The sequence below is a fragment of the Salmonella sp. A29-2 genome, from assembly GCF_020150755.1.
In the GTDB taxonomy this organism is placed as follows: Bacteria; Pseudomonadota; Gammaproteobacteria; order Enterobacterales; family Enterobacteriaceae; genus Salmonella; species Salmonella enterica.
The window spans coordinates 1729592-1746522 of sequence record NZ_CP083731.1 but is presented as its reverse complement, the minus strand read 5'-3'; the positions used below and the strand labels follow the sequence as shown (position 1 = coordinate 1746522).

The 16931-nt window shown below is 49.4% G+C and carries 17 protein-coding genes and 1 riboswitch; of the genes, 5 read left to right on the top strand and 12 right to left on the bottom strand.

Annotated elements, in window-relative coordinates; translation table 11 throughout:
- Positions 1–16 precede the first annotated feature (16 nt).
- Together K8W53_RS08415 and steD are read right to left on the bottom strand one after the other, a co-directional pair.
- Positions 17–433, bottom strand: a complete 417-nt coding sequence (locus K8W53_RS08415; protein WP_001555792.1) for a CesT family type III secretion system chaperone — start codon at positions 431–433, stop codon at positions 17–19.
- 121 nt (positions 434–554) lie between these two features.
- Positions 555–890, bottom strand: coding sequence for a type III secretion system effector SteD (gene steD, locus K8W53_RS08410; protein WP_031607508.1), 336 nt, complete (start codon positions 888–890; stop codon positions 555–557).
- A gap of 564 nt (positions 891–1454) precedes the next feature.
- Between steD and yegS the strand changes: the two genes are divergently transcribed.
- On the top strand, positions 1455–2354 hold the full coding sequence (yegS, locus tag K8W53_RS08405) for a lipid kinase YegS (protein ID WP_001273393.1): 900 nt from the start codon (positions 1455–1457) through the stop codon (positions 2352–2354).
- Positions 2355–2406: 52 nt separating this feature from the next.
- Here the strand turns inward: yegS and fbaB are convergent, their stop codons facing one another.
- Positions 2407–3459, bottom strand: coding sequence for a class I fructose-bisphosphate aldolase (gene fbaB / locus K8W53_RS08400; protein WP_000129590.1), 1053 nt, complete (start codon positions 3457–3459; stop codon positions 2407–2409).
- A gap of 253 nt (positions 3460–3712) precedes the next feature.
- Between fbaB and K8W53_RS08395 the strand changes: the two genes are divergently transcribed.
- The 3 genes from K8W53_RS08395 to K8W53_RS08385 are packed head-to-tail and all read left to right on the top strand — an operon-like array spanning position 3713 to position 6947.
- Positions 3713–4984 (top strand): nucleoside permease, encoded by a 1272-nt coding sequence (locus K8W53_RS08395; RefSeq protein WP_000858692.1) that lies wholly within the window; start codon positions 3713–3715, stop codon positions 4982–4984.
- Complete coding sequence (locus K8W53_RS08390) at positions 4981–5985, top strand: ADP-ribosylglycohydrolase family protein (protein WP_000642793.1); 1005 nt, start codon at positions 4981–4983, stop codon at positions 5983–5985. Before K8W53_RS08395 ends, K8W53_RS08390 begins: the two co-directional genes overlap by 4 nt.
- Entirely contained in the window at positions 5982–6947 is a 966-nt protein-coding gene (locus K8W53_RS08385; protein ID WP_001012667.1) for a PfkB family carbohydrate kinase, read from the top strand. The genes K8W53_RS08390 and K8W53_RS08385 overlap by 4 nt, the downstream gene beginning before the upstream one ends.
- On the opposite strand, the gene K8W53_RS08380 is transcribed toward K8W53_RS08385, so the two are convergent.
- Genes K8W53_RS08380 through thiM form a run of 3 tightly spaced genes read right to left on the bottom strand, consistent with a single transcriptional unit; the run spans position 6921 to position 9287 of the window.
- The gene (locus K8W53_RS08380; RefSeq protein ID WP_000434057.1) at positions 6921–7667 is read right to left on the bottom strand and encodes a GntR family transcriptional regulator; all 747 of its coding nucleotides are present in this window, start codon (positions 7665–7667) and stop codon (positions 6921–6923) included. The two genes, K8W53_RS08385 and K8W53_RS08380, sit on opposite strands and share 27 nt — an antisense overlap.
- A 35-nt stretch (positions 7668–7702) precedes the next feature.
- Positions 7703–8503 (bottom strand): bifunctional hydroxymethylpyrimidine kinase/phosphomethylpyrimidine kinase, encoded by an 801-nt coding sequence (gene thiD / locus K8W53_RS08375; RefSeq protein ID WP_001188957.1) that lies wholly within the window; start codon positions 8501–8503, stop codon positions 7703–7705.
- Entirely contained in the window at positions 8490–9287 is a 798-nt protein-coding gene (thiM, locus tag K8W53_RS08370; protein ID WP_023218961.1) for a hydroxyethylthiazole kinase, read from the bottom strand. Before thiM ends, thiD begins: the two co-directional genes overlap by 14 nt.
- 31 nt (positions 9288–9318) lie before the next feature.
- Positions 9319–9415: riboswitch (TPP riboswitch) on the bottom strand.
- 281 nt (positions 9416–9696) lie between these two features.
- On the opposite strand from thiM, the gene rcnB reads away from it, so the two are divergent.
- Positions 9697–10011: a Ni(II)/Co(II) efflux transporter accessory subunit RcnB gene (gene rcnB / locus K8W53_RS08365; protein WP_023224585.1), complete on the top strand. Its 315-nt coding sequence runs from the start codon at positions 9697–9699 to the stop codon at positions 10009–10011.
- Between the two features lie 41 nt (positions 10012–10052).
- Here rcnB and K8W53_RS08360 read toward each other — a convergent pair whose 3' ends face one another.
- From K8W53_RS08360 to apbC, 6 genes are all read right to left on the bottom strand, one after another.
- On the bottom strand, positions 10053–11060 hold the full coding sequence (locus K8W53_RS08360; RefSeq protein ID WP_058654906.1) for a fimbrial protein: 1008 nt from the start codon (positions 11058–11060) through the stop codon (positions 10053–10055).
- Positions 11061–11068: 8 nt separating this feature from the next.
- Entirely contained in the window at positions 11069–13549 is a 2481-nt protein-coding gene (locus K8W53_RS08355; protein WP_052939437.1) for a fimbrial biogenesis outer membrane usher protein, read from the bottom strand.
- 12 nt (positions 13550–13561) lie between these two features.
- Positions 13562–14242 (bottom strand): fimbria/pilus periplasmic chaperone, encoded by a 681-nt coding sequence (locus tag K8W53_RS08350; protein ID WP_017441993.1) that lies wholly within the window; start codon positions 14240–14242, stop codon positions 13562–13564.
- A 46-nt stretch (positions 14243–14288) separates the two neighbouring features.
- Positions 14289–14834: a fimbrial protein gene (locus K8W53_RS08345; protein WP_017441994.1), complete on the bottom strand. Its 546-nt coding sequence runs from the start codon at positions 14832–14834 to the stop codon at positions 14289–14291.
- 278 nt (positions 14835–15112) lie between these two features.
- Positions 15113–15394, bottom strand: coding sequence for a DUF2574 family protein (locus K8W53_RS08340; RefSeq protein WP_001543027.1), 282 nt, complete (start codon positions 15392–15394; stop codon positions 15113–15115).
- 266 nt (positions 15395–15660) lie between these two features.
- The gene (gene apbC, locus K8W53_RS08335; protein WP_023224582.1) at positions 15661–16770 is read right to left on the bottom strand and encodes an iron-sulfur cluster carrier protein ApbC; all 1110 of its coding nucleotides are present in this window, start codon (positions 16768–16770) and stop codon (positions 15661–15663) included.
- Positions 16771–16931: the final 161 nt, after the last annotated feature.

The window sequence follows — 16931 nt, the reverse complement described above, 5'->3', positions numbered from 1 at the left end:
CACGCTCTTCCCACCGTCACGTATAATCGGTATCCAGAGTTATTCCTTTATCCTGTAAAATGTGATACAGATTCTCCATTGATCTAATAACCACCTCAATTTCACATTCAAGTTTCTCTACAGAACTTTCATTGAGTGAGAAGTTGAGAGCCAGTAATAATGATTGTGAGTTATTATCATAACACAAATGTGGTCCATTATTCTCTGCAAACCATAAATTAGCATTGAGAAATTCAAAAGCAAGATTATTATTATCCGGAGGTCTTCCGCAAAAACCGTATATCATTATATACTCACTGTTAGTGCTTGTTAGTAAGATACGGTAACGGTTATCTATAATAAATGAGCATAATCTGTTTTCGTCAAAGGCAATTGAATCGGCATTTAATTTCAGTGAAAACTGTCTTAATAAGCGATCGGCTCTTGAATACATAACACCCCATACTCTATCTAAAGCGTTTCTATATAAGTCATAAGCCTCTGGTCTGGACGCTTAACACCCCGTGTCATCTCCGGAATTCATCTTTTCCCTATGACTTGCTGTGTTTGCTCATTTATGGCCAGGCTGGCCGGATTCTGACGCCATTTGCGCTAAGGTATAGTCCGGCGCATATTCCCATCATACCAATTCCCCCAATGCCAAACGATGCGCCTAAAACCGTCAGAGCGGTAGTATATGCAGCACCACTACTGACACTGGCAACAGCCCCTGAGCATACCCCACTGAAAATACCTGTAAACAATGCCGTGGTTCCTACGCATATTAAACATCTGGGTTTATTGCCGTGAGCGTTAAACTCAACGATTTCAGCTGCCGGACTTTCTTCATTACACCGTTCAGAAGGGGAGAGCAATGGCGTTTGCGCATTCACGCCTGAAGTAACATTCATATAAACCTCTTCATGCACATGCCTGTTTATGTTTATGAGAAAAGCGATACCTCAGGCAACGGTACGACTATAAGACACCGTGCTAAGTCATCATCTAAATAGGATTTATTTGATAACAAGAATAGTGTACTGCTAATAGTGCGCCTTGTTCCTGCCAAAGCAGTCTAAAGAACATTTCGATTTTATGCTATTAAAAAGTATGTTTGGTAATAAATATCAGGTTATTATCTGATATTGTGGTATTTGAAATTAATACTGATAACTGACGTATGTTCGTCTTGTTAATTCTCCGTTTCGTTATTAAAGGCGCTATATCGGAAAGCGTCTGACTACCCCTTGTGGTTTCCTTGCACTCTTACAAGCGATACTCAATGCGCATACCGGCATCTCTCTTGTCGCCATTTGCCTTAAACCATGCTTCGCTTACCGCTGCGTACAGCAGGAAGAAAAACGGTAAAGCAATAAGTGCGCAACATTTCAATTTTCATCCTGTTCTGACCTCGCTTTTTCATTTCTGCTATACACTTTCTGGAGATTGTTGTTCAACCTATTAAGGCATAACGGATGGCTAACTTTCCCGCCAGCTTACTGATCCTCAATGGCAAAAGCGCTGATAACCAGCCGCTACGTGAGGCCATTACTCTACTTCGCGACGAAGGTATACAGATTCACGTTCGGGTAACCTGGGAAAAAGGCGACGCGCAGCGTTACGTTGATGAAGCCCGTAGACTGGGCGTTGAAACGGTGATTGCCGGCGGCGGAGACGGTACCATTAATGAAGTGTCGACCGCGCTCATCCAGATCCGCGACGGCGTAGCCCCTGCACTGGGCCTTTTGCCGCTCGGCACTGCCAACGATTTTGCCACCAGCGCCGGTATTCCTGAAGCGCTGGACAAAGCGCTGAAACTGGCGATTGCCGGAAACGCGATGGAAATTGATATGGCCAGGGTCAATGATAAAACCTGTTTTATCAATATGGCGACGGGCGGTTTTGGCACCCGCATTACCACCGAAACGCCGGAAAAACTTAAAGCCGCGTTGGGCGGCGTCTCCTATCTTATTCACGGTCTGATGAGAATGGATACGCTGACCCCTGACCGCTGCGAAATACGTGGCGAAAACTTTCACTGGCAGGGAGATGCGCTGGTGATCGGCATCGGCAACGGTCGTCAGGCCGGCGGCGGGCAGCAATTATGTCCCACCGCGCTGATTAACGACGGGCTGTTACAGCTACGGATTTTTACCGGCGAAGAACTGCTGCCGGCGCTGTTTTCCACGCTCACGCAGTCAGATGACAATCCGAATATTATTGACGGCGCCTCAGCGTGGTTTGATATTCATGCGCCGCATGAAATCACGTTTAATCTGGATGGCGAACCACTCAGCGGGCAAGAATTTCATATTGAGGTGCTGCCTGGCGCATTACGCTGTCGGCTGCCGCCAGACTGCCCGTTACTACGTTAATAATACCTGTCGCTGGCCGGATGCGCTCACATCCGGCTTTTCTTCGTTGAACTCAGGCGATGGTGACTTTGCTATCCAGATAGACATCCTGTACGGCGTTAATCAACTTCACGCCATCAGCCATCGATTTCTTAAAGGCTTTACGTCCCAGAATTAGCCCCATTCCACCGGCTCGTTTGTTGATCACCGCGGTACGAACCGCGTCGCCGAGATCAGTATCGCCGCCGTCCGCGCCGCCGGAGTTGATAAGCCCGGCGCGTCCCATATAGCAGTTCGCCAACTGGTAACGAACCAAATCAATCGGGTTATCGCTGGTCAGTTTGCTGTACACGCGATCGTCGGTATAGCCGAAGTTGACCGCTTTATAACCGCCATTATTCTCGGCCATTTTCTGTTTCACAATATCCGCACCAATCGTAGCGGCCAGATGGTTGGCTTGCCCCGTCAGGTCAGCGGATACATGGTAATCGACGCCGTCTTTTTTAAAGGAAGAATTACGCAGGTAAGCCCACAATACGGTCACCATACCCAGCTCATGCGCACGCTCAAAAGCGGCGGAGATCTCTTCAATCTGGCGACGGGACTGTTCCGAACCGAAATAGATCGTCGCGCCTACCGCCACGGCGCCCATATTGAACGCCTGCTCAACGCTGGCGTACAGGGTCTGATCGTACTCTGTCGGATAGCTCAATGTTTCGTTGTGATTCAGTTTGACCAAAAACGGAATACGGTGCGCATAGCGCCGTGAAACCGAGGCCAGTACGCCGTAGGTAGAGGCCACGCAGTTACAGCCGGCCTCAATCGCCAATTCAACAATATTTTTTGGGTCAAAGTAGCGCGGGTTGGCCGCAAAAGAAGCGCCGGCGGAGTGCTCCACCCCCTGATCGACGGGCAGTATCGAAAGGTATCCTGTTCCCGCCAGGCGTCCAGTATTATAGAGCGTCTGCATATTACGCAGAACGGCTGGTGGACGATTATTGTCAATCATCACCCGGTCAACGTAATCCTTACCGGGTAGATAAAGCTGATCGGAAGGAATGGTCATACAACGATGCTGTAAAAGGCTGTCGGCGTCTTTGCCAAGCAACTGCGCAATATCAGTCATAGCTATGCTCCCGTAAGTTCCGATAGGGTATCGGAAGGTGAATAGTCCTGCCCCGCAGATTGCGGGTCGCAATAAGCCTGGTACTGACCGACCATTTTTGCCAACTTTAGCGCATTTTTTCGGCGCTATCTGCTGACTCGATTCACGTCCGAAAAAGTGTTAGATCGGTCAAAATTAATGCTCAATGGTATTTAAAAGGTATTATTAAGTGGTATTGTCGTGGCGTACCTTACCTGTCATGAAGGATTCAAAAATGAAAACGACCTTTAAACTGTCGTTCATGATGTTCGTGGAGTGGTTTATCTGGGGCGCCTGGTTCGTCCCCCTGTGGCTATGGCTAAATAAAAGCGGGTTTTCCGCCGGTGAAATAGGCTGGTCTTATGCCTGTACCGCCATTGCGGCGATCCTGTCGCCGATTCTGGTCGGCTCCGTTACCGACCGTTTTTTCTCAGCGCAAAAAGTCCTGGCGGTACTGATGTTTGCAGGCGCCGTGCTGATGTATTTCGCGGCGCAGCAAACCACCTTCGCCGGATTCTTTCCGCTGCTTCTGGCCTATTCATTGACCTATATGCCGACCATCGCGCTGACAAACAGCATTGCCTTCGCTAACGTACCGGACGTTGAACGCGATTTTCCACGCATTCGCGTTATGGGAACCATTGGGTGGATAGCCTCCGGCCTCGCCTGTGGATTCCTGCCGCAAATGTTAGGCTATAACGATATTTCCCCCACCAACATTCCACTGCTCATAACCGCCGCAAGTTCAGCGTTGCTGGGCGTATTTGCGTTCTGTCTGCCAGACACGCCGCCAAAAAGCACCGGCAAGATGGATATTAAAGTGATGCTGGGGCTGGATGCGCTGGTCCTGCTGCGCGATAAAAACTTTCTCGTTTTCTTCTTCTGTTCCTTCCTGTTTGCGATGCCGCTGGCCTTCTACTACATCTTCGCTAACGGCTACCTGACAGAAGTGGGAATGAAGAACGCCACCGGCTGGATGACGCTCGGCCAGTTCTCTGAAATCTTCTTTATGCTGGCTCTGCCCTTTTTCACTAAGCGCTTTGGTATTAAAAAGGTATTATTACTTGGTCTTATTACCGCTGCGATCCGCTACGGCTTTTTTGTCTATGGCGGTGCGGAAACGTACTTCACTTATGCCCTGCTGTTCCTCGGTATTTTGCTACACGGCGTGAGTTACGATTTCTACTACGTCACCGCCTACATTTATGTCGATAAAAAAGCGCCGGTTCATATGCGTACCGCTGCGCAAGGGCTTATCACCCTCTGCTGTCAGGGATTCGGCAGCCTGCTGGGCTATCGTCTCGGCGGCGTGATGATGGAAAAAATGTTTGCTTATCCGCAACCGGTTAACGGTCTGACATTCAACTGGGCGGGCATGTGGACGTTTGGCGCAGTGATGATTGCCGTCATCGCGCTACTGTTTATGATTTTCTTTCGCGAATCGGACAAAGAGATCACTGCTATTGACGATCGCGATATTGCGTTGACACAAGGGGAAGTAAAATGAAAGCAGAACGTATTCTCGGTGCTCTTTACGGGCAAGCGTTAGGGGATGCGATGGGAATGCCCTCTGAGCTGTGGCCGAGAACGCGCGTCAAAGCGCATTTCGGCTGGATTGACCGCTTTCTGCCCGGGCCAAAAGAGAATAATGCCGCCTGCTATTTTAACCGCGCGGAGTTTACGGATGATACCGCAATGGCGCTCTGCCTGGCCGACGCGCTACTCGAATGCGAAGGCAACATTGATCCCGAGATTATTGGGCGTAACATCCTCGCCTGGGCAGAACGCTTTGATGCGTTCAATAAAAATGTACTCGGCCCGACGTCAAAAATTGCGCTGAATGCGATTCGCGACGGCAAACCCATCGCGGCGCTGGAAAATAACGGCGTGACTAACGGCGCGGCCATGCGCGTTTCGCCGTTGGGCTGCCTGTTGCCGCCAACTAACCTGACAGCCTTTATAGCAGAAGTAGCGTTAGCCTCCAGCCCGACGCATAAATCCGATCTGGCGGTGGCTGGCGCCGTGGTTGTCGCCTGGGCCGTCTCGCGAGCGGTTAACGGCGACACGTGGCAAAGTATTGCCGACTCGCTCCCCGCCGTCGCCCATCAGGCGCAGACAGCGCGTATTACCACGTTTAGCGCCTCGCTATCGGCACGTCTGGAACTGGCGCTAAACATTGTCCGCCACGCCGACGGCGTCGAATCTGCCAGCGAACAGCTCTATCAGATCATCGGCGCGGGAACCAGCACCATTGAATCGGTTCCCTGCGCTATCGCCATGGTGGAACTGGCGAATACCGATCCTAACCGCTGTGCCGTGCTGTGCGCTAACCTCGGCGGCGATACCGACACTATCGGCGCGATGGCTACCGCCATTTGCGGCGCGTTGCACGGGGTAAGCGCCATTAACCCCCAGTTAAAGCAAACGCTGGACGAGGTTAATCAGCTGGATTTTGCGCGCTATGCCGTTGCGCTGGCGAGTTATCGTCAACGGCGGGAGGCACTATGAACGGCGCACGGTTGCTGACATTATTACCGACCCTGCATACCCGGCGTCCGCTCACCGTTATCGGCGCGGCAGTGATCGATATCATTGCCGACGCCTGGACGTTGCCGCGTCGCGGAGGCGATATTGAACTGCAACAACAGAGCGTCAATGTCGGCGGCTGTGCGCTGAATATTGCCGTGGCGTTGAAACGACTGGGGATTGACGCCAGCAATGCGCTGCCGCTGGGCCAGGGCGTGTGGGCGGAGAGGATTCGCCGCCGTCTGGCAAAAGAGGGATTATCCAGCGTGATTGACGCGGTTGAAGGAGATAACGGCTGGTGTCTGGCGTTAGTCGAACCGGATGGCGAACGCACGTTTATGTCTTTTAGCGGCGTGGAAAACCAGTGGAATGCAGACTGGTTGTCGCAGCTCAGGACACCGCGGGGCAGTCTTGTCTACCTGTCCGGCTATCAACTGGCCTCGTCCTGTGGCGAACCAATGATCCAGTGGCTGGAAACCGTCGACGATGTCACGCCTTTTATCGATTTTGGCCCACGAATCGGTGATATTACAGACGATGTAATGGCGCGCATTATGGCCTGCCGACCCATCGTCTCCCTCAATCGCCAGGAAGCCATCATCGCCGCGGAACGCGCCGGACTTGCGACCGATACGCGCACTTTCGGCGAAGCATGGGTAAAACGCTTTTCCGCGCCGCTGGTGGTGCGCCACGATAAAGACGGAGCGTGGTATTTTAGCGCGCAATCTTCCGGCGTTGTGCCAGCGTTTCCGGCAACCGTGGTGGATACCATCGGCGCGGGCGACAGCCATGCTGGCGGCGTGCTGGCAGGACTGGCGTCAGGCTGGCCGCTCGCGGATGCCGTACTGCTGGGAAATGCGGTGGCAAGCTGGGTGGTCGGGCATCGCGGCGGCGACTGCGCGCCCACGCGCGAGGCGCTACTCCTCGCACACAAAAACGTATAGGTCGCTACGACAATAACTGATGCTGTATTCAATAGGCCGCTGCTGCTGATCGAGCGCCACCTGCTTAATCACCAGCACCGGCACTTTACCATCCATTTGAATATGCGACTGAAACTCATCATCCGGCATCCGGGCGCTAACGCGAGATCGGGTACGCTGAGGGTAAATGTGCTGGCGACGAAAATAGTCATACAGAGAAATACCAATCGCGTCGACATCATGAATCAGATGCGCGGGCACCCAGGACTCTTCAATCGATACCGCATCCTCATCAACATAACGAATGCGTTTGAGTAAAAAGACGTCGCTGCCTGCGGGGATCGCCAGATGCTGCGCGACCTCATCCGGACAACTTATCACGCGTTTGTTAACCCATAGCGTATCCGGTTTTTTGCCGCGCAAGACAACCTGCTGAGAAAATCCCCGCGCCTCTTTCAGGGAATATTCAAAGATATTATTGATTTGCGTACCGTAGCCACGGGCGCGCGTGACGACACCCTCTTCTTCCAGCGCCTGCATCGCTTTCCGTACCGTGATGCGCGAGACGCCGGTAAGCTGGCTGAGATCGCGTTCGCCAGGCAAAATATTACCGTGCTCAAGAATACCGCTGCGCACGGCATCCTTTACCGTCTGGGCGAATTTCATGTATAGCGGCGTATTATCCGCCGCTGAAATTCGTTCATTCAGTTGCGCGATGAGCCGGGTATGCGCTTGTTCCATTTATCTTTCCTGACGACGGGTCTGTAGGCAGTATACTACCACCACGCGTGGAAATGATGTACCGGACCAATGCCCTTCCCCACTTCCAGCGTGTCTGCCTGCGCCAACGCCGCCGAAAGCCATGCCTTCGCCTCGTTTACCGTCTCTCCCCAACTGCGATGCCGGGGCCGTAACGCCGCCAGCGCCGCCGACAGCGTACAGCCCGTCCCATGCGTATTTTTGGTGTTCACACGCGGCGCGCTAAAACGTTGCTCACCCTCACGGGTAAAGAGCCAGTCCGGGCTTTGCGCATCCTCTAAATGCCCGCCTTTCATTAATACCGCTTCACACCCCATCGCCAGTAACGCCCGCCCCTGCGCCAGCATCTCCTGTTCCGTACGCGCATGGGGCGCATCCAGCAACGCTGCGGCTTCCGGCAAATTAGGCGTAATCAGCGATACCTGCGGCAACAGCCGGACGCGTAATGTTTCTATCGCAGAGGGCGAGAGCAGCGGATCGCCGCTTTTCGCCAGCATCACCGTATCCAGCACCACATTACGTACATGATGGCGCTGTAACCGTTCCGCCACGGCCTCGACAATATCGGTTTCCGCCAGCATCCCGATTTTTGTGGTATCAATGCGCACATCGCTGAACACGGAATCAAGTTGAGCGGCGACAAAGTCCGGCTCTATCCGGTACACCGACTGTACGCCACAGGTATTTTGCGCCACCAGCGCAGTGATGACCGAACAGCCATATGCGCCCAGCGCGGAAAAGGTCTTGAGATCCGCCTGGATACCGGCCCCGCCGCTGGGATCGGTGCCGGCAATCGTCAGCGCGTTAATTCGTTGCATTGGCCGCCTCCACATCCAGATGATAGAGCGCATCAAGAAAAGCCGGGATGAAGCTGCCCGGTCCTTCGCTACGCTCTGCCGCGGCCTGTCCAGCCAGTTTCATCCAGCAGCAGGCCGACGCAACATTGTCCAGCGCGGCGCCCGGTAACGCGCAACTGGCGGCGACGACCGCCGACAACGCGCAGCCGGTGCCTACAATGCGAGTCATTAACGGATCGCCGCCGGGAATGCTCAGCGTGCGCTGACCGTTAGTGACGTAATCTATCTCTCCGGTAACCACAACGATGCAGTCTATCTGACGCGCCAGCGCCTGCGCCGCAGGCAGTGCGGCCAACGCCGCCTCGGTGGTATCTACGCCGCGTCCGCCCAGCGCCATGCCGGATAACGCCAGGATTTCCGAGGCGTTGCCGCGTATTGCCGCCGGGCGCAGGGGCAAGAGATCCAGGCAAAATCGCCGACGAAATTCCAGCGCGCCCACCGCGACAGGATCAAGCGTCCACGGCGTTTTGGCATCATAAGCGCTTTCTACCGCCCCACGCATCGCGTCAGCGCGTGAGGCGGTTAATGTTCCGACATTAACCAGCAAGGCGTTGGCGATGGCGGCAAACGGTCTGGCCTCGACGGGATCAATCACCATGGCGGGTGAAGCGCCCAGCGCCAGCAGCGTATTGGCGGTAAACGTTTGTACGACGTCATTCGTCATACAGTGCGTAAGCGGGGAGAGCGCGCGAAAGTGTTTTAACGTATGCGCCGCAAGCGTGCGGCAGTGCAGGTCAGGCTGCATGGTTCAGCTCCTGCCCGCGTGAAGAAGGGACACGAGCAGTGTCAGACTTCCCTACGCTGGCATTATCCAGATCAGGTGGTACGGGTATTTCTCAGCCTTCACAAAGAAGGGCACCCCGAGTCGTCAAGCCCCACCGTGTTAAGCGGGGTTTCGCTATTAAGCATACTGTCTGCGCCAGACAATGTAAATTTACAGCCAGCGGCGGACGATAATTTCAGCGTTATCAGATAGTTCTCAAAACCTATTCGGTTCTGGCAAACTTGCTGGCGGATATGTTGCTGCACGACGCTTTCGTTTACACTTTTTACGAAAAGGGGCGTGAGATAACAAAATAGCGCTTGTCAGATACGCCACCAGCAGAAATGATACACACGATGTTAACTGACCCGCATATGTGGAGGGTAAAAGTATGAAAAGTAAGTTGCTGCCTTGCGCGCTGTTGCTTACAACCAGTTTTGCATGGGCCGCCCCCGCGACAACGGGCATTGATCAATATGAGTTAAAAAGCTTTATCGCCGACTTCACCCACTTCAAGCCCGGCGATACCGTTCCGCAGATGTACCGCACCGATGAGTATAATATTAAACAGTGGAAATTACGTAATCTGCCCGCGCCAGATGCCGGTACTCACTGGACCTATATGGGCGGCGCGTATGTACTGATTAACGATACCGATGGAAAAATCATCAAAGCCTATGATGGCGAGATTTTTTATCATCGATAAAAAAGCACACTCTCCGTTAAGGAGAGTGTGCTTAGCATTGATTACTGATAACTTGTAATAATATAAACACTACTTTTTACATTGCCCGGTTGGACGTTACCATATTTATAGTATTGTACACCCAGCTTCAGTTCTGAAGCTTCAGTCATTTCTTTATTATACCCTAACAGTTGCCTTTTCTCATCAGAGTTTACATGAATAAGGTTATCATTAAGGAAAATTTTAAACCCAACATTTTTTGCACTATCGGCGCTTGTTAATTCATTTGCCAAATAATCTCCATTGGTTGCTGAAACGGCAGAAAAATGATAATTTACAATACTTGTCGTCATTCCCAGCCCTCCATCACATGTAAATTTCAGTGCATCAGGAAAGTATTCGACCTGAGCATTACCAGCCAACAGATCACTTAATGAAATAGGAGGCAACGTAATCTCATTATTAGACAAAGAACATGTTGTCTTAGTAAAAAATATTTTTATCGGCACTTTAAAACTATATTCATGATTGGTGTTATCATGATTACAAATAGCTGCTCCATGACAATCCAATGGTTTGACTTTGATATAATTTCCTAACAAAAAAGCTTCACCTGCAGATTTGGCTTCAATACTATTATCATCTGCCTCCACTTTTACCACCTTAGCCAACACCTTGTATTTTAAGTTATTGTTTAGTTTACTGGCTTGAGAAGTCTCATTGGCTTTTTGTTTTCCTGTTTGGCTACCATCAACAAACAATGTCACATCAACATACAACCTATGTCCGCTATCATCTTTTATTTTATATCTTACAGTCTCCCCATTACCACTTGAATACGTTGTCTTAAAGCGGTTTTCTACAGCAGTCCCTCCCAAACAATGGAATCCAGAGAAAGAATCTGGAAATACCATTGATACTTCTTTTTCAAAAACATTCCTGCTATCTAATTTAATTTCAATTACATCCTCTATTTTTGTATTACTAGCAGATTCCGGATTTATAATATAACAATACGCTTGCAAATTTGAAGATATAAAAATCATAAACAACATCAATAAATATCTCATGACATTCCTCACCGACAAATATAAACTTTACTTTCATCAATCGTTTTGCCGAAAGTGATTGAGCATGAAAGTCCCTGTTGTTTATCAATCGCCACATTTATTTCCGGCGGTACTTCATTGGTGCGAATAAAGAGCTGGCTTCCCTGGCCTACCACGCCAATATTATGTCCATGAATATCCTCTACTTCGTAACCAAAGGTCAGCGGTGAACCATCGGGACGCTGCGCCCGGATATACCAAGGTTTACGTTGGTCGGTATCAAACGTCGCCAGAACGACTGCCCCCCGATATGGGGCTGTATTACGCCGATTCCCTTGCAGATCGGTTTTACTATTAGTATTGGAAACATCCAGCATCAAGTGGTTTTCACGATACGGCGTTAAACCATCGTAGACCACCACGCCATTACGGTTGGTGGTGCGGTATTTCTGCCCATTAACATACGCTCCTTCCAGACCCGGCGCATGCAACACGGCAAACGTTTCCGACAGTCGGTTGGCTAAATTCACGCCCCCAGACCAGGCCACCAGCCCCCCGGAAATACTGCCGCCAGTTTGTGTATATTTAGACGACTGACTATAGCTGCCGTTAAGCGTCGCAACTGGCGCATTCCACGTCAGATTTCCGCCAGCCGTTGTCTCACTGTCCTGCCGTTGATGGCTGAGATTCACCCCATAGTTAAACTGATCGCGACTGCCTGCGGTGCCGGAAAGCCCGGTATTATTTGACGCAAAACCGTCATCATCAAAGGTCGTTGAGTTAGACACATACAAATGCCTGCGCGGAGCGCTAATATCATCTCCCCAATCGAACGGAATAGAGATAAAGACGTTAAAACGCTTATCTTCGTGATGATCTTCATCGTAAGTCTGGCTGGCGGAAAAGGTATAGCTAATCCGTTGCCAGCTATTGGAATAGCTCAGTTGATAATCTTTACTGTTACCGCTACGCCCCCAATAATCACGCCACAGCGTGCTCAAAGATACAGAGCCCCAGCCCTGCGGCAAAGATTGGCTGACGTTCGCCGAAAAACTGTTCTTACGACCAAAATCGTTCTGATAATAATCCGCAATGTCGTACACATCATTTTCATCACGATCATAGCTGTCTTTGTTATTGGCCCAAACGTGATCGTTAAACGTTCGGTAATCTCGTGACGAGTAACGATAGGCAGCAAGCCCAAAACGGGTGGCGGTTTGCGTCAAATACTTGTTATAGGCAATCTGGTAACTTTGCCCGTCAAACACATCACCATTGTCTTGCTTGCTATGCGATTGTGTCATATCGACGGAAATCGCGCCGATACGCGTATTCCAGCCAGTACCCAACGTAAATGCATTGTAGTTATCCGCCAGCATGGTGCCGCCGTACAGCGTTAAGAGATTATTCAGCCCGTATTGGTAGCTCATCTGCGCAAAATCGGTCTGGTTGCTGGCGCCTTCGATATGGCTACGCCCTGCCGCAAAATCATATTTTGAAACACCCGGCTGCAACATATTGGGCACCGCAGCATAGGGCACCAGATAGGTTGTTACCGATCCGTCAGCCTCTTTGATGCTAACATCAAGATCCGCACCGCCGCCTGCCAACTGTAAATCCGCAATAGAGAACGGGCCTGGCGGAACCTCTTTCTGGTAAACCACAAAACCGTTCTGTTCGATGGTGACCAGCGCGTTACTTTGCGCAATCCCCTGCACCAGCGGCGTAAAATTCTGTTTTGAGTTCGGCAGCATCTGCATATCGCGATACAGCCGTACGCCACGAAAACGCACCGCATCGAAAATATCTGATGAGGTATACATATCCCCGGCACGCAGAGTGCCCAGAATTTGTGGGATGCCGCGCTCCAAATACAGGGTGTTGCTTTTCCACTCCCCGCTGCTGTCATCGGTTTTGTTATAGCTGGCATCGGAATGCAGCTGCCAGCCCAGCAGGTTTAACCCGCTGGTGAAACGCGCGTAGGTACTTTTACTGTTGCCAGAATCCTTATAGTCGCTGTAATACTGGCTGGCATAGTACGAGGTATAGAAGGCATTAATGCCACGATCCCAGTTTTCCGGAGGAACATACCCTTGCTCAAGTTCATCGACAAACGCCTGCGGAACGCTAAGATCCAGACGAAACGTGCCAATATTCCAGGCATAACTGCCCCCTTGTACCGCCTGCTTCAAGGTTGGGCATTCATTCTGCTTGTCCAACGCTTGTATATTTATCCCCAGACGCGTTAATGCATCGCGGGATAAACAGGTGTCATCCGGATTATCCTTAATAGTAATATCATACTTACCACGCCACTGCTTATTGACGTAGATGTCAATATCATATTGGCCTGGCAGGGGTTGGTTATCATCGAGGCGAAAATCAGAAACCCTCTCACCTTTCATTCCACCCATCATAAAATTTGTATCAAACGTTTCTTCTGCGGCATGGGCGTCAATGCCGAGTAGCAACAGTAATACCGCCGAAGCAATCGGAGTCATCCTTAACATAACCAGCTCCTGTTATTTTAAGCTGACGTTATCGCTAATATAATTACCGTGATCGTCAATAATGGTCATTTTATACTGATTGGCATTAGCACTTTTTAATGCCACATCTGCACTGGAGAACGGTGCAAGCATAATACTTTCATTATTTATTTTAACACCATTAACTTTAACTTCTATTATCGTGACCCAATTAGCTGTATCATTCTGAATAGAATAACTACTAGCAGTACGTTTCATGGACAGTTTCTGAAAAGTACCTCTATTAACTGGGGCAATTCCTTTAGGCCGATAGAATAATTTGATGCGATTCTGCATTGCAAATTTCAATACATTTTTACCGGTACTATTTGGATTGTTTGGTGGAATATCCAGTACGTTGAGATAAAACAAACTTTCTTTATTATTTGGTAGCATATTTGGCATTTTTTTAATTTTAATCTGCTGACCTGAATCCCCAGCCACCTTCGCAACAGGAGGTGTTAGCAAAAATGGAACCTTAATCTTTTCCGGTGGTAACGATGTATCTCCATCATCAATCCACGACTGAACCAATGAAGAACGCCCACCCTGATTCATTAACTGCACCAGTACTTCATTTTTCTCTGCTGGATAGATAATGCGAGTACCGTAAATAACCACACCGGCATTTGCCGTTGAAATGAAGAACAGCGAAAAAAAAAGAAGTTTTTTCATGGGTAACTACCTTATAAAAGGCCGGCAGGTTATGCCGGCCTACAAATCAATTATATGCAGCTTGCAGTGTTACGGTAGCGTTCACATCCCCTGACGTTACTGCGTCAGTACCTTGCTTAGCATAATAAACATCCAGTGGAATCGTATAGATCTTATCTGAGTCAAAATCTGTGGCTCCCACGATGATATTATTTGAGCTATGATCAACAGCTTTGTTTTTATATTTCAAAGCAAAACCGACACCTTTAGCACCATCAGGTAACGTATTTCCAATTACACCTTCAGCATCTAAAGTTGGTGCCTTGACAGTAATATTCAGACTTTTTCCTTCTTCAATACCTGGGCAGTAAATTTTGAGATGTGTGGTCTGTTCCGTGATTGGTGTATAAATCGAACCGGGACTCATCGTATCAAATACATTAGTTTCAACCTGACTTAACACCACATCCTCTGAATTATTTCCTGACACAAACTGGCATGATGTTCCAACTACTGTGCCAATAATGTTTAAAGTTCCGGTATCTTCAGCAAACGCCCCAGCACTCATAAATACAGCAGACAGTACAGCAGCAGAAATAATTGAACGTTTCATAGTATCTTCCTTAATCAAATAATTTCTATTTGTTAAGAGGGTTAACTCTTGGATTTAAATTCGCACACCAAAAACGTTACTGCAATGTAAACGTGTTGTTTTATTGATTTAAAACAAGTTACAAATATCAATATAGTTGTAGCAAATAAGTGAAGGTGAGTACTATTTTAAAATCTAATAAATTAGCGTAATTAATTGACAATAATTATTTGTATCGCAAATAAAAAAGCCTCTATCATTCATCAAAATGATAAAGGCTTAATAAACAATATATTTTCTTAGTCGTAGCGATTTAACACTATCTGTCGTGTGGAATCCCCAGGAACAGCGACAATTTCAGTAACAATGCCTTGTGCAGGAGTGGGGGTAACATTGTTAATATCTGTATGATGAAGAGTCTGACCACATCGCTGCTGCACCGTATTATTCACAACATCAGTACTGCATGTTGGTTCAACAACCCTCCCGGTAATGGTTAAGGTTGCCGTATCAGAAGCCAAAGCCTGTAAACTCATTCCATAAGCCAAAGTTATAAATCCCAAGAATAAACTTTTCTTCATTGCGTTCATTATTCCTGTTTTAAGTGGAAAACAGCGTACAAGCCATTTTTCCGTTGAATTATGTATTAACGTCCCTGCTAAAACCAATTGGAATGGTAGATTAATGAGATAGGTTTGATCAATTCAAATGATGCATTGAGGCGAATTATTCAGAAAAAGACATGGATTATACAGGCAGGATAAACAATATTACGCAGCTTTTCCATTCCATATATTCACCACATCAATATATCATTGATGCGGTGAATAAAATTTAACGCCAGAAATTACACCGCGCGGAAGGCGATTTCTCCCGGAATCACTTCACCCTGCCAGTAAAGCTGTGCCGCAACGCGATCGGCCAGTTCGCGATAGATCGCGGTAAAGTCGCTCTCCGGACGGCTAACCACCGTCGGCGTACCGCGATCAAGATCTTCGCGCAGACTAATATGCAGCGGCATCTGACCCAGAAGCTGAGTATGGTATTTTTCCGCCAGCTTCTGCGCGCCGCCCGTGCCGAAGATCGGTTCGTGATGGCCGCAGTTGCTACAAATATGCATACTCATATTTTCCACAATGCCGAGCACCGGCACTTCCACCTTCTCGAACATCACGATACCTTTTTTGGCGTCGATTAACGCGATATCTTGCGGCGTAGTCACCACCACCGCGCCGGTAACAGGAATGTTCTGCGCCAGCGTTAGCTGAATATCCCCGGTTCCCGGCGGCATATCCAGTACCAGATAATCCAGATCCGGCCACAGAGTCTCCTGCAACATCTGCATCAGCGCCTTACTGGCCATTGGGCCGCGCCATACCATTGCGTTATCGTCAGTTACCAGATAGCCGATCGAGTTGGTCGCCAGGCCGTGAGACATAATCGGCGCCATATGCGTACCGTCTGGCGATGTCGGGCGCTGATCTTCTGCGCCAAGCATGGTTGGGATCGACGGACCGTAAATATCGGCATCGAGAACCCCGACCTTTGCGCCTTCAGCCGCTAACGCCAGCGCCAGGTTTACCGCCGTGGACGATTTACCCACCCCGCCTTTACCGGAGCTCACGGCAATGATGTTTTTCACGCCATTAATGCCAGGCTGATTTTTGACGCGTTTCAGCGTCGCAATGTTGTACGACAGTTTCCAGTCGATCGCTTTTGCGCCTGTAATACGTAACAGATCGGCGCTGCATTGCTCTTTTAATACCTCAAACGCGCTGTTCCAGACGAACGGCATGACCAGCTCAACGTGCAGCGTATCATCCATCCAGGCGACGTGGTGCAACGCCTTAAGCGTGGTGAGGTTATGCTTCAGGGTTGAGTGCTGAAAATTCGCCAGCGTCCCGGCGACCATCGCTCGCAGGGTATCTGGTGATTTGGCCTGGGATTGTTCGTTCATCCCGACTCCTTTTGTAGTTCTGAAAAGTACGATTGTAACTTTGTAGTTTACTCCAGCGGTAACAATTATTCATTTACGGATAAATGCCCTTATCGATTGGCGCAGTAATTACCATTTTGGTACTATCAAAGCCCTTTTTTACAACAGAAGAAGTAATACCC

Bases quoted from the DNA above. Each gene is read 5' to 3' on its own strand.
- K8W53_RS08415 (WP_001555792.1), bottom strand. From the start codon at position 433: ATGTATTCAAGAGCCGATCGCTTATTAAGACAGTTTTCACTGAAATTA.
- steD (WP_031607508.1), bottom strand. From the start codon at position 890: ATGAATGTTACTTCAGGCGTGAATGCGCAAACGCCATTGCTCTCCCCT.
- yegS (WP_001273393.1), top strand. From the start codon at position 1,455: ATGGCTAACTTTCCCGCCAGCTTACTGATCCTCAATGGCAAAAGCGCT.
- fbaB (WP_000129590.1), bottom strand. From the start codon at position 3,459: ATGACTGATATTGCGCAGTTGCTTGGCAAAGACGCCGACAGCCTTTTA.
- K8W53_RS08395 (WP_000858692.1), top strand. From the start codon at position 3,713: ATGAAAACGACCTTTAAACTGTCGTTCATGATGTTCGTGGAGTGGTTT.
- K8W53_RS08390 (WP_000642793.1), top strand. From the start codon at position 4,981: ATGAAAGCAGAACGTATTCTCGGTGCTCTTTACGGGCAAGCGTTAGGG.
- K8W53_RS08385 (WP_001012667.1), top strand. From the start codon at position 5,982: ATGAACGGCGCACGGTTGCTGACATTATTACCGACCCTGCATACCCGG.
- K8W53_RS08380 (WP_000434057.1), bottom strand. From the start codon at position 7,667: ATGGAACAAGCGCATACCCGGCTCATCGCGCAACTGAATGAACGAATT.
- thiD (WP_001188957.1), bottom strand. From the start codon at position 8,503: ATGCAACGAATTAACGCGCTGACGATTGCCGGCACCGATCCCAGCGGC.
- thiM (WP_023218961.1), bottom strand. From the start codon at position 9,287: ATGCAGCCTGACCTGCACTGCCGCACGCTTGCGGCGCATACGTTAAAA.
- rcnB (WP_023224585.1), top strand. From the start codon at position 9,697: ATGAAAAGTAAGTTGCTGCCTTGCGCGCTGTTGCTTACAACCAGTTTT.
- K8W53_RS08360 (WP_058654906.1), bottom strand. From the start codon at position 11,060: ATGAGATATTTATTGATGTTGTTTATGATTTTTATATCTTCAAATTTG.
- K8W53_RS08355 (WP_052939437.1), bottom strand. From the start codon at position 13,549: ATGTTAAGGATGACTCCGATTGCTTCGGCGGTATTACTGTTGCTACTC.
- K8W53_RS08350 (WP_017441993.1), bottom strand. From the start codon at position 14,242: ATGAAAAAACTTCTTTTTTTTTCGCTGTTCTTCATTTCAACGGCAAAT.
- K8W53_RS08345 (WP_017441994.1), bottom strand. From the start codon at position 14,834: ATGAAACGTTCAATTATTTCTGCTGCTGTACTGTCTGCTGTATTTATG.
- K8W53_RS08340 (WP_001543027.1), bottom strand. From the start codon at position 15,394: ATGAAGAAAAGTTTATTCTTGGGATTTATAACTTTGGCTTATGGAATG.
- apbC (WP_023224582.1), bottom strand. From the start codon at position 16,770: ATGAACGAACAATCCCAGGCCAAATCACCAGATACCCTGCGAGCGATG.